Raw genomic sequence first — 12,485 nt, 5'->3', positions numbered from 1 at the left:
TTGACGTAAATAATATGCATTATGACGACAAATGCCGATCTTGCCCTTATCGCGCTGTTGCGTGAAAACGCACGCGCCTCAACCGCCGACCTTGCACGGAAGCTCGGTGTATCACGCACGACTGTGCAAAGCAGGCTGGAAAAGCTGGAAAAGCGCGGCGTCATCGAAGGCTATACCGTTCGAATCGCTCCCGAATTTGAGCGCGATCTCGTGCGTGCGCATGTGCTTGTGACGGCGCTGCCGAAATTTGCACCAAAAGTTGAAACCGCGCTGCGCGGTATCATGGCTGTGCGCACATTGCACTCCGTTAGCGGTCATTTCGATATGATTGTAGTGGTCGAAGCGCCGTCGATCCAAGAGCTGGATATTGTCCTCGACACGATTGGTGCGCTCGAAGGCGTTGAACGCACCATGTCCTCGATCATTTTGTCGACGCGGATTGATCGGTAATCAATCTTTGGAACTGCCTTCCCATCCTGCATAAAATACGCCCGGATGTTTTTCCATAAACTGCGTGACTGCGTCGATTTCTTCGGGGTCAATTGACGTATTTACAAGTGTTGCGAGAATCTCAACCGTCTCGGCATTCCGATCGGAAATCTCCACGTCACCCACCGGATATTTGGCCTGTGCCAGCTTTTCAACGAGCAATTCTCGCATTTCTTCCATAGCGTTGTGAGAGGCGATAACCCGAACCTCATAGGTTTGTTCGAGCGCCTGCTGATCAACGGGAATACGGTTAATGAGATTGACGAGCGGACGGAGCAGCGTGTTTCCAAGCAAAACGTAAACGGTCAACAATGCTGCTTCCGCCAGCATATCCGTGCCGGCGCAGGCACCGACCGCTGCAGAGCACCACAGCGTCGCAGCCGTATTAAGGCCGCGGACATTCATGCCTTCCTTCATGATGACACCGGCACCGAGGAAGCCAACCCCGGAAACCACATATGCGATCACGCGCAAAGCTTCAGCATTGCCCGCAAGACGCGCAGCAAGATCGACGAACGCAGCAGCGCCAAGCGCAACGAGCGCATTGGTTCGCAAGCCAGCTGTTCGCTGACGATACTGACGCTCCGCACCGATCAATGTACCAAAGATGAAAGCGGCAGTGTAACTCACTGCCGTATCGAGAAACGGAAAAAAGTTGAAAGTATTCAAAAATTGCATGGTCAAAAATCCTATTTTTGCCAGCGCCTTAACAAGAAATTTTAAAGCATTTATGACACAATACTAATTCCCGACAAACTCAAACTTATCAACATCGACAAGCCCCCGATCCGTGATCTTGAGGTGCGGAATAACGGGCAGAGCGACAAAGGCCAACTGGAGGAACGGTTCTTCCAGTGTGGAGCCCAGTTCTTCTGCGGCATGGCGCAGCGTGCGGAGCTGCTCGCGCACGGTTTCGTAAGGTTCAACACTCATTAACCCTGCGATCGGCAAAGGCATTTCTGCGAGTACTTTGCCATCTCGCACAACAACAAAGCCACCTTCGATTTCGCCCAGACGGTTCGTCGCAGCCGCGATGTCCTCATCGGAAACCCCGACCACACAGATATTATGACTGTCGTGGCTCACAGTCGATGCAATAGCGCCAGCTTTTAAGCCAAATCCATGAACAAATCCGGTAGCAATATTGCCGTTCTTGCCATGACGCTCAACCACCGCAATTTTGACCACATCGCGCTCAAGATCAGGTTCAACGCCATGCGGACCGACTTTCAGATCAAATTCGAGGCTTTCGGTGATGATCTTACCCGGAACAATGCCGATGGCACGGGTTTTACCGCTGTTAGATTGCGACCGGAAATTCGTTGCGCTGACCTTTTGCGCCTTAACGCTGTTACGACCAACTTCGGCGACCGTTTTGCGGGTTGCGAACAACTCTTTCGAAACCACCCTTCCCGCAGAAAGCACGATTTCTGCGTGACAGCTTTCAAGACTATCAATGATCACAAGATCGGCGCGCTGTCCCGGCGCCACCAGACCGCGATCATGCATCCCAAAAGCACGCGCAGCCGAGACACTTGCAGCGCGGTAGATTGCCAACGGCTCTACGCCACCGGCAATGGCCGTGCGAATAAGATAATCGAGATGTCCCTGATCAGCGATATCGAGCGGATTGCGATCATCGGTGCAAAGCGACAAGAACGGCGAATGACGTTCAGTGATGATCGGCATCAAAGCGTGCAGGTCTTTCGAGACCGAACCCTCGCGCACCAGCACATGCATGCCCTTACGCATTTTTTCCAGCGCCTCTTCCGCGCTGGTCGCTTCATGCTCTGTGCGAATACCAGCAGCAATGTAACCATTCAGGTCGAATCCACGCAGAAGCGGCGCATGACCATCAATGTGACGTCCCTGAAAGGCTTTGAGCTTAGCCATACATTCAGGGTCTTTTGAAAGAACACCGGGGAAGTTCATGAATTCGGCAAGACCGATTACTTTTGGGTGGTCAGCAAACGGCAAAAGATCATCGATCAGGAGTTCGGAGCCCGAAGTTTCCATGTGGGTCGCGGGCACACAGCTTGAAAGCTGCACGCGAATATCCATGATAGTCTCAAGCGAACTATCAAGGAAATATTTTAAACCTTCAGCACCCAGCACATTGGCGATCTCATGCGGATCGCAAACGACAGTTGTAACACCCTGCGGCAGCACGCAACGATCAAACTCATGCGGTGTAATGTGTGATGATTCAATATGGAGATGCGTATCGATAAAGCCCGGAACAACAATACGCCCGCTTATATCGATCTCTTGTTTGCCATGATATGTGCCGAATGTCCCAACAATGCGATCACCACAAATCGCAATGTCGCTCTCAACCAGTTCACCAGTTACCAGATCAAAGAAGCGACCACCTTTCAACACGATATCGGCGGGCTCACGACCGGCACCCTGATCGATCATCTGTTCCAGCATTGGCTCACTCCATTCAAATCATTTTCGGAATCAATTTCCCGAAAGTAACACAATGAAGCAACTTCAACGCTGATATTCGATGACTCGGCTCCGATTGAGAACCAATTCAAGCCTGTTTTCACCAATGAGATGTATGCAGATGCGCTTGCTCCAAGGCCCATCCTGCAACGCAAACAAGGCGCGACCATGGCCCAAATCTTCAAGCGGCATGATCTGACGCGTCGGGCCGATCCCCATAATAATGTGGCCATTATCCACGGTGAATGACGCTCCATAAATCGGAGCATTCCAGCGTCCGTCAAATTCTTTTGCGACTGGCTTTGGATGCACTGGCCGCAATTTACGCCTCACATGGCCAATTTCCCCTTGCAGAAAGTCACCATCCCAGCGCAATTTCATCGGTGATGAGGCAGACAAGGAGGAAGTCCAACCGTCCCCAACATCGTAAAGTCTGTCTTCGGCGCCGAGATAATTTGCAAAGCCGTCACGCATCTCAAGCCAGAATGGGCCAGTGTCGGCAACATACAAACCATCCGGAATCGTGGACGTCTTTTCAGGCAGAGATAGCCCATAAAGTGCCGCCATGCAGTCACGTGCGATTGTATGTGTGTCGGCATCTTCTCGATTACAGACAACGACTATGCCGGTTTTATCGATCGTATCTAGCAAGAAATAACTTTTATAGCCCGGATGCGAGCCGCCATGACCAATGACCCGCTTCCCGTCAATATCATCCCAGCGCAGACCTAAACCGTAACCTGTCGGACGACCGTCACTTAGAAAATGCTCCGCTGAGAGTGTCGAGAGCAATCCGTTCGATGCGCCGTCACCGGCCAAAAGGGCTTGCAGCCATTTTGTGAGCGCCATACCGCTACCCGCCACGCTACCCGATGCGGAAAGATGTAAACCCGCGCTGCTTTGCTGCCATTTCCCATTGGCTTTAAAGTACCCAGGGACAAGACCTTTGACGGGATCAGCCCACTCATCTGGAGCTTCCATACAGATATTAAGGGGCTGATTTATTCCAGAGCGCACATAGTCTTTTAACAAAACACCTCTGCGCTCGAATGCCGATTCAACCAGTCGATACCCGGTATTGGAATATGATAATTCCGTGCCTGCGGGAAAATTAAGCCGCTCTAAACTGGCAAGAAACTCCATCAGGCTTGCTGCATTCGTATGAGAATATACGGATAGTCCCAATAGCGTCAGGCACTCACGCGCATCCGGTAAGCCGCCCGTCATATCCAATGCACGGGCGACGGTCACATCAGCGAGTGGCATCTGCAACTCTGGAATGTGCTCACCAAGGCGATCATCAAGGGCAATCAAGTCGGAATGGCGCAACAGCATCGTGCAAAAAATATGCTTGGTGATGGACGCATATCGGATAACAGTATTTGCCGTGAAAGGAATACCTGTCGAAAGGCTCTCAAGCCCTCCGGCATAAGCAAATTTCACCCCATCAAGATCAAAGCCAATGATGACCCCGCCCGGCTCATCCTTACACCATGTTCTGGAATAATGCTTGGCAGACAACGAGGCTGCATTCCAGTCGGCATGGGGGGGCATAAAATCTCCATCAAGCATTCTCGGACAATGAACTGTCCGCATGTGAAAACAGTGCTTATTCAAAACTACTTAAAAATGAGCAAAAACTGATTAGCATTTTTGAAGAATATCACTTCATTGGGGGTCGAATTTTGGCGCAAGCCCATGGGTTTGCAGATTATTGTTTATTAGCCTTTATAAGGGGCATAAATATTTTTTCGACAATCGTGAAAACTGGAGGCTAACCCCAAAGCCAAGAATACGAGCTTGATGGAAGGCTGATTCAGAACACTATCCACATCTTCTGCACAAAATTATCGTTTCTTTTTCGTTTTTTTTCCTTTCACCCGTTAACGTTTTCGGTTTTATTCTATTAAGGGAGAGAAAAGTTGCCCTATAGCGAATTTGCAGTCATATAAGTGTAATAACCATAATGCAGGTATCGGGACCTTGAGAGTGGAACGAATCCGTTCTTAAAGTTGACGAAACCTCATTTCCGAGGAGGAAATATGCTTACCCGTCTGATCACAACTTCCGCGCTGACTGGCGCCCTTGCCCTAACTCTTGGCTCACAGGCTTTCGCACAGACAGAGCTGAGCTGGTGGCACGGCATGACTGGCGCCAACAACGAAATGATCAATGAGCTTTCGAAAGAGTTCAATGAAAGCCAGAGCGAATACAAGATCGTTCCAGTCTATAAGGGCAGCTACCCTGAAACGTTGAATGCTGGTATTGCCGCGTTCCGTTCCAAGCAGCCACCTGCGATCATACAGGTCTTCGACGCGGGTAGCGGCGTGATGATGGCAGCTGAGGGCGCTGTTGTGCCTGCAGCAGAAGTTCTGGAAAAAGGCGGCTACAAGTTCGACAAGTCACAATATCTGCCGGGCATCGTCGCTTATTACTCCAAGCCAGACGGCACGATGCTGTCTTTCCCTTACAATTCCTCATCGCCAATCCTTTATTATAACAAGGACGCTTTCAAGAAAGCTGGCCTTGATGAAAACAACCCGCCTAAGACATGGCCGGAAGTTTTCGAAGCTGCCAAGAAGATCAAGGCGAGCGGCGCCGCTCCTTGTGGTTTCACGTCAACATGGCTGACATGGATTCAGACTGAAAACTTCTCCGCATGGAACAACGTTTCCTTTGGCACCAATGAAAATGGTCTTGGCGGCACCAACGTTGAACTCAAAATCAATGAGCCACTTTTCGTTGAGCATTTCCAGGCTATTGCTGACCTCGCTAAAGACGGCACCTTCCGTTACGGCGGTCGTACTTCGGAAGCCAAGCAGCTCTTTACGTCTGGCGAGTGCGCAATCCTGACCGAATCGTCGGGTGGTCTTGGTGACATCGTCAAGTCCGGTATGAACTACGGTATCGGCCAGCTACCTTATTACGAAGGTCATGGCCCGCAGAACACCATTCCTGGCGGCGCGAGTCTCTGGGTTTTTGCAGGCCTTAGCGACGACCAGTACAAGGGCATCGCACAGTTCTTCAACTTCCTTTCGCAGACCAACATCCAGAAGAAGCTGCATGAAAAATCAGGCTATCTGCCTGTGACGATGGCTGCTTATGAAGCAACGAAAAACTCGGACTTCTATGAAAAGAACCCGGGTCGTGAAACGCCAATCCTTCAGATGATGGGCAAAGCGCCAACCGAGAACTCAAAGGGCGTTCGCCTCGTCAACCTGCCACAGGTTCGCGATATTCTGAACGAAGAATATGAAGCGATGCTTGGCGGTAAGCAGGACGCAAAAACTGCTCTCGACAATGCTGTTAAACGTTCAAACGACGCGATCGCAGCCGCACAATAATGTGATGAACGAAAGCGTGCCGCCTAACCTCAAAGGGTTTGGCGGCATTGCTATCCGCAAGGAAACTCCCCGTGCAAAATGTCACGTTTCCAAACAAAATCTTACCCTATTTGCTGCTGGCTCCGCAGATCATATTGACTGTGATCTTCTTTTTCTGGCCAGCAAGTCAGGCTATTTATCAGTCCTTCATGCGTGAAGACGCTTTTGGGTTGAAATCCACATTTGTTGGATTAGCCAATTTCACCAATGTTCTGTCTGATCCGAACTATCTTCATTCTGTTCAGGTGACGATTGTCTTCAATCTCCTGACCGCATTGGTTGCTATGGGCGCAGCTTTGTTGCTTGCAACCGCTGCCGACAAGGTTATTCGCGGTAAGACCTTCTATCGAACACTTCTGATCTGGCCTTATGCAGTGGCACCCGCTGTCGCTGGTATGCTCTGGCTGTTCATGTTTAACCCTGCAATGGGTACGCTGGCTTATATGCTGCGTAGTGCAGGTTTCGCATGGGATCCGCTACTCAATGGCAATCAGGCCATGGCGATGATCGTCGGTGCAGCCGCATGGAAACAGATTTCCTATAATTTCCTGTTCTTTGTAGCGGGCCTTCAGGCTATCCCAAAATCGCTGATTGAAGCTGCGGCCATCGATGGCGCACGTGGCGCACGGCGTTTCTGGTCAATCGTTTTCCCTCTTCTGGCACCGACGACTTTCTTCCTGTTGGTGGTCAATACGGTTTACGCCTTCTTCGACACGTTTGGCATCATCCATGCCGTCACGGGTGGCGGCCCAGCCAAGGCAACAGAAACACTGGTCTACAAGGTTTATAACGACGGCTTCGTCAATCTTAACCTCGGCTCATCCTCTGCGCAGTCGGTTATTCTGATGATTATCGTAATCGCCCTGACCGCATTCCAGTTCCGCTTCATTGAGAAGCGCGTGCATTATTCGTGAGTGAGGCGACCATGATAGAAAAACGACCAGTCTCAAATCTGTTAGGTCATCTGATCCTGATCATCGGGATCATCGTTGTCGCCTTTCCGATCTACTATACATTTGTCGCATCGACACTCACGTCAGGTGACATTCTTCGTCCCCCCATCCAGCTTGTTCCCGGTGGACACATGCTGGAAAACTACAATGAAGCCATCTTCGGCGGCGTCGAGCGTGTCGTCGGCGTCAGTCTTGAACGCCTTCTTTGGAACTCGTTTGTGGTGGCAATGCTCATAGCAGTCGGCAAGATCATCATCTCGTTCATGTCAGCCTTCGCGATTGTGTTCTTCCGCTTTCCCTGCCGCATGTTCTTCTTCTGGATGATCTTCGTCACACTGATGCTGCCAGTCGAAGTGCGTATTCTGCCAACTTATAAGGTCATTGTAGATCTTGGCATGATCGACACATATGCAGGTCTGACACTGCCGTTGATGGCGTCTGCAACGGCAACTTTCCTGTTCCGCCAATTCTTCCTCACAATTCCCGGTGAATTGGTAGAAGCGGCTCGCATTGATAATGCAGGACCATTCCGCTTCATGCGCGACATTCTGCTGCCACTGTCGAAGACCAACATTGCGGCCCTCTTCGTCATTCTCTTCATTTATGGCTGGACCCAGTATCTGTGGCCACTGCTCGTCACCAATGATGCGAAAATGAACACGATCATCATTGGCCTGCGTCGTATGGTCGATTTCGCTGATGCTTCCACACCGTGGAACTACGTCATGGTTACAGCCATTCTGGCTATCATACCACCGATCCTCGTTGTTGTTCTCATGCAGCGCTGGTTCGTCAAAGGTCTCGTGGAAACGGAAAAATAATGAGCAAGATCATTCTTGAGAATGTCCGCAAGAGCTATGGCGGCGGCATTGAAGTCATCAAAGGCGTTTCGCTGGATATTCAGGACGGAGAATTTGTCGTGCTCGTCGGCCCGTCGGGCTGCGGCAAGTCCACGCTTCTGCGCATGATTGCAGGTCTTGAAGGCATTACCGGGGGCACAATTTCCATCGGTGATCGCGTCGTCAACGATGTGGAACCCGCCGAGCGCGATATTGCAATGGTGTTCCAGAACTATGCGCTTTATCCGCATATGACGGTGCGCGAAAACCTCGCCTATGGCCTGAAAAATCGTAAAACACCAAAGGACGAAATCGAGCGCCGTATTGCTAAAGCTGCGAAAGCGCTTGAAATCGAGCAGTTCCTTGATCGCAAGCCGCGTCAGCTTTCCGGTGGTCAGCGCCAACGCGTCGCGATGGGTCGCGCTATTGTTCGTGAACCATCCGCATTCCTTTTCGATGAACCGTTATCGAATCTCGATGCGAAACTGCGCGTACAGATGCGCGTTGAAATCAAGCGTCTTCAGCGTGCGCTTGGAACAACAAGCGTTTACGTGACACATGACCAGATGGAAGCCATGACCATGGCCGATCGTCTTGTGGTGTTGAATGCCGGTAATATCGAGCAGGTCGGAACACCTATCGAGCTTTATGAAAAGCCAGCTTCGACATTCGTTGCGACCTTCATCGGATCACCATCGATGAACCTGCTGGACAGCGGCGAAAACAATGTCTGGCAACCGGGTCAAGCCGTAGCGCTTCCGTCAGACAAATACACCTTTGGTGTGCGTCCGGAAGACATTCGCATCATTGAAAATGGTGAAGCAGAAGCTGATGGTTTCAATACCGAAGTTCGTATTGAAGCAATCGAGTTGGTCGGTGCTGAAAGCTATATCCATGGCTCGCTCACTGATGGCAAGCCACTGATCTTCCGCGTTCCGGGCCGTTCTGAACATTCGGTGGATGAAGTTGTGAAAATTGGTGCGTCTGCAAAAGACGTGCATATTTTTGGCGCTGACGGTCGCCGCGCAAGCAACTAATTTCAATCTCGGGCGTTCAGGAAACTGAGCGCCCGAAACATAATAAGTCCGCTTATTAGCCGTTTTCGTTTTAGAATTTATGCGCTACACAACCGTAGAATATTTTTCTCTTTCTGAGGAATGCGCATTACATGACCCATCAGCAGATACTGTCCTTCGCTGTGATAATTCTCATGATGGGGGCATTTATCTGGGGCAGATTCCGCTACGATATTGTCGCTCTATGCTCGCTGCTACTGGCCGTAGCAGTTGGTGTCGTTCCATATGATCAGGCCTTTACAGGCTTCAGCGATGACATCGTTATTATTGTCGGTAGCGCCCTGATTGTAAGCGCGGGTGTAGCACGCTCCGGCCTCATGCAGGAAGCAGTTCAGCGTTTTCTTCCCGATCTGAACAGCGTAAGATTACAGCTTGCGGTTCTTGTCGCAATCGTCACGGTTTTATCCGCCTTTGTTAAAAATGTCGGTGCATTGGCAATCATGATTCCGGTCGCGTTTCAGTTCGCCCGACGTTCCAATGTATCGCCTTCGACTTTTCTGATGCCGATGGCATTCGGTGCGTTGATTGGCGGACTGATGACACAGGTCGGCACCTCACCTAACATCGTTGTGTCGCGCATTCGCGGTGAAATGGTTGGCGAGCCTTTCACGATGTTCGACTTCACCCCCGTCGGTGCTGTTCTGGCAGTTGTTGGCCTTATTTATCTGGTCACATTCTATTGGCTCGTGCCACAGCGTACGCGTGAAAGCGTATCACTGGACGATGCCATCAAGATTAAAAACTACGCATCCGAAGCCAGTGTCTCTGCAAATTCTTCAGTCTTGGGAAAGCGTATCAGCGACCTCATAAAGCCTGCTGAAGGTGAGGCTATGGTGACGTCGATCATTCGTAAGAAAAGCCGCATCACGCCCCTGCCCGATACCGTCCTTGCCGAAAATGACATCGTGCTTCTCGAAGGCGATCCAAAAGCTCTGGATACGGTTGTCAGCTCCGGCAAGCTCACGCTGTCGAAAAATCGCAACCCATCAGAGACAAGCGGTTCGACCCAGATCGAAACGGTCGAAGCGGTTATTGGAACCAATTCCCGTCTTGTAGGTCTGAATGCTCAACAGCTCGATCTCTATGCGCGCTACGAGGTCAATCTGCTGGCCGTCAGTCGTCCCGGACAGCGCATTTCTGAACGGCTGAGCGAAGTGCGGTTAAGCTTTGGTGATGTGATCGTCTTGCAAGGCAGGCAAGCGAATCTTTCGAGCTTTTTGACAGAATTTGAATTACTGCCACTGGCTCGTCGCAAGCTGATGCTCGGCAGTGTCCGACGCGCACTCATTCCTCTTTCGATACTGATCGCAGCGATTGGGGCCACGGCGTTCAGCATTGTCCCTGTGGCTATTGCGTTCTTCGCCGCGGCAGTTGCGATGCTGCTGTTTAAAGTCATCCCGATCAACGAGGTCTATGACGAAATTGATGGACCCATTCTGGTCATGCTTGCGGCACTCATACCCGTATCAGACGCGCTGCGCACATCCGGCGGAACTGAACTGATAGCGCAATGGCTTTCAGGAATAGGCCACCAATTGCCGCCCTATGGCGCGCTGGCGCTTATTCTGGTCACAGCCATGATGGTAACGCCATTTCTTAATAACGCGGCAACCGTCCTTGTCATGGCGCCAATTGCAACCAGCTTTGCATCCGGTCTTGGTTTCAAGCCCGAAGCATTTCTGATGGCAGTCGCAATTGGAGCAGGCTGCGATTTCCTCACACCAATCGGACATCAATGCAATACACTCGTGATGGGACCGGGTGGCTATAAGTTCAGCGACTATCCGAGACTTGGACTGCCTTTGTCGATCATCATCGCACTGGTGACTGTACCAGCACTGATGTTCTTCTGGCCTTTACGATAGCCCGTCCTTTACAGAACGAATCCAGTCGAGACTTTCCGCAACGATTTTCTCGATTGGGTCAGCTACATCGGCACGAAAAACCAGTGCTTCACCAACGGGGCTTTCAAGCGTTGCAAGCTGGCTTTCCAGCATTTTTACGGGCATGAAGTGGCCCGTTCTTTGCCCCATATGCTGATGTAAAATGTCAAAACTCCCATCGAGAAAGACAAACATCAGCGGTCCGCCAGACGCAGCACGCATCCGGTCGCGATAGCTTTTCTTTAACGATGAGCATGATACCACGATACCATCATGCTCAGCGGCGAGGCGTTCACCGATCTGTTCCAGCCACGGCCAACGGTCTTCATCCTGCAACGGAATTCCAGCCACCATTTTATCGACATTGGATTGAGGATGCAGGCTATCACCTTCCAGAAAAGGCAGGTTGAGCGCCTCAGCGAGCTTTTCGCCAACAGTCGATTTTCCAGAACCGGAGACACCCATCACAATAATATGCATGTTCCTGATCCTCAAAATGTTTCCAGCTGAAGATTAACGCGGTTTGCAGCACCCACGACATGGTTGCGCATAACGTCACGTGCTTTCAGCGGATCGCGCGTTGCAATCGCATCGCGAATGGCAACATGCTCGGCGATCGTAATCTCTACAATCTCTTCAAGAACGGCACGCGCGCGTGCTGCGCGGATGGCCTGACTGATACGCTCTGCAATAAATCCAAGCACCAAGGGAAAATACTCATTGTGCGTAGCGCTCGCAAGCACACGATGAAATGTAAGATCCGCAGCAATGCCGTCATCAGACCATTTTTCACCACCTGTCATCTTAGCCAATGCAGCATCCAGCTTGTGCAAATCGTCAGCGGTATGATGCACCGCAGCAAGACCCGCAGCTTCGATTTCAAGCGCCATGCGCAATTGAAAAAGGCTGCGAAAATGGTCACGGTCAGCAAGTGTTTCAGGCTCGATCCGAATAGCATGGCGGCGATCAGGCTCGGTGACAAAGGCACCGACACCCTGCCGCGTTTCGATAAGCCCTTCGTTGCGCAATTGAGCAATCGCCTCACGGATGACAGAACGGCTAACACCGAAGCTTTGCGCAAGATTATGTTCAGTCGGCAATTTATGCCCCGGCAACCAACTGCCCTCGCTAATTTGGCGGACAATTTCAGAAGCAATCCGAGCTGGAAGCTGTTCGTTACGCCTGATTTCACCGAACATCGTATGCTGCTTCCCCTATATTCTGTGCCATTGATTTGTCGTCAGTTTTTTATCAAGTCAAGCGAAAGCTGACGGCCAGATCTGTTTAACGTTTTGATGCGCCAAATTGCGTAAGCGTACCCCATGAAATGATCATGTTTCATGGCAAGCTACACATAAACTAGTTTTCAAACATCGAATATACAGTTATCAGACAACCCAACAATATAATT

The 12,485-nt window shown here is 50.8% G+C and carries 11 protein-coding genes; 6 read left to right on the top strand and 5 right to left on the bottom strand.

The window, feature by feature from the left end:
• The first annotated feature begins 21 nt into the window (after window positions 1-21).
• Complete coding sequence (locus U2P60_RS05025; RefSeq protein ID WP_313829501.1) at window positions 22-450, top strand: Lrp/AsnC family transcriptional regulator; 429 nt, start codon at window positions 22-24, stop codon at window positions 448-450.
• Here the strand turns inward: U2P60_RS05025 and U2P60_RS05020 are convergent, their stop codons facing one another.
• The 3 genes from U2P60_RS05020 to U2P60_RS05010 all read right to left on the bottom strand — a co-directional run bounded on the left by U2P60_RS05020 (window position 451) and on the right by U2P60_RS05010 (window position 4,494).
• The gene (locus tag U2P60_RS05020) at window positions 451-1,167 is read right to left on the bottom strand and encodes an MgtC/SapB family protein (RefSeq protein WP_313829500.1); all 717 of its coding nucleotides are present in this window, start codon (window positions 1,165-1,167) and stop codon (window positions 451-453) included.
• 63 nt (window positions 1,168-1,230) lie between these two features.
• The gene (gene ade, locus U2P60_RS05015; protein ID WP_413571603.1) at window positions 1,231-2,922 is read right to left on the bottom strand and encodes an adenine deaminase; all 1,692 of its coding nucleotides are present in this window, start codon (window positions 2,920-2,922) and stop codon (window positions 1,231-1,233) included.
• Window positions 2,923-2,985: 63 nt separating this feature from the next.
• Window positions 2,986-4,494, bottom strand: a complete 1,509-nt coding sequence (locus tag U2P60_RS05010) for a serine hydrolase domain-containing protein (RefSeq protein WP_413571602.1) — start codon at window positions 4,492-4,494, stop codon at window positions 2,986-2,988.
• A 488-nt stretch (window positions 4,495-4,982) separates the two neighbouring features.
• Between U2P60_RS05010 and ugpB the strand changes: the two genes are divergently transcribed.
• The 5 genes from ugpB to U2P60_RS04985 all read left to right on the top strand — a co-directional run bounded on the left by ugpB (window position 4,983) and on the right by U2P60_RS04985 (window position 11,056).
• Complete coding sequence (gene ugpB, locus U2P60_RS05005; RefSeq protein WP_413571600.1) at window positions 4,983-6,284, top strand: sn-glycerol-3-phosphate ABC transporter substrate-binding protein UgpB; 1,302 nt, start codon at window positions 4,983-4,985, stop codon at window positions 6,282-6,284.
• A 71-nt stretch (window positions 6,285-6,355) separates the two neighbouring features.
• On the top strand, window positions 6,356-7,237 hold the full coding sequence (gene ugpA, locus U2P60_RS05000) for a sn-glycerol-3-phosphate ABC transporter permease UgpA (RefSeq protein WP_313829497.1): 882 nt from the start codon (window positions 6,356-6,358) through the stop codon (window positions 7,235-7,237).
• Between the two features lie 11 nt (window positions 7,238-7,248).
• Window positions 7,249-8,097, top strand: a complete 849-nt coding sequence (gene ugpE / locus U2P60_RS04995) for a sn-glycerol-3-phosphate ABC transporter permease UgpE (protein ID WP_310012031.1) — start codon at window positions 7,249-7,251, stop codon at window positions 8,095-8,097.
• Window positions 8,097-9,152 carry a sn-glycerol-3-phosphate import ATP-binding protein UgpC gene (locus U2P60_RS04990; protein WP_413571599.1) on the top strand — a complete coding sequence of 352 codons (1,056 nt, stop codon included), beginning with the start codon at window positions 8,097-8,099 and terminating at the stop codon, window positions 9,150-9,152. The genes ugpE and U2P60_RS04990 overlap by 1 nt, the downstream gene beginning before the upstream one ends.
• Before the next feature lie 131 nt (window positions 9,153-9,283).
• Window positions 9,284-11,056: an SLC13 family permease gene (locus U2P60_RS04985; protein ID WP_313829495.1), complete on the top strand. Its 1,773-nt coding sequence runs from the start codon at window positions 9,284-9,286 to the stop codon at window positions 11,054-11,056.
• Here the strand turns inward: U2P60_RS04985 and U2P60_RS04980 are convergent.
• On the bottom strand, window positions 11,048-11,554 hold the full coding sequence (locus U2P60_RS04980) for a gluconokinase (RefSeq protein WP_313829494.1): 507 nt from the start codon (window positions 11,552-11,554) through the stop codon (window positions 11,048-11,050). The genes U2P60_RS04985 and U2P60_RS04980 overlap by 9 nt on opposite strands.
• 11 nt (window positions 11,555-11,565) lie before the next feature.
• Window positions 11,566-12,273 carry a FadR/GntR family transcriptional regulator gene (locus U2P60_RS04975; protein WP_313829493.1) on the bottom strand — a complete coding sequence of 236 codons (708 nt, stop codon included), beginning with the start codon at window positions 12,271-12,273 and terminating at the stop codon, window positions 11,566-11,568.
• Window positions 12,274-12,485: the final 212 nt, after the last annotated feature.

The sequence above is a fragment of the Brucella sp. H1_1004 genome (assembly GCF_047308065.1).
GTDB classification, from domain to species: Bacteria; Pseudomonadota; Alphaproteobacteria; order Rhizobiales; family Rhizobiaceae; genus Brucella; species Brucella pseudogrignonensis_B.
The sequence above is the reverse complement of the archived record's forward strand: the minus strand, read 5'-3'. Positions and strand labels throughout refer to the sequence as shown.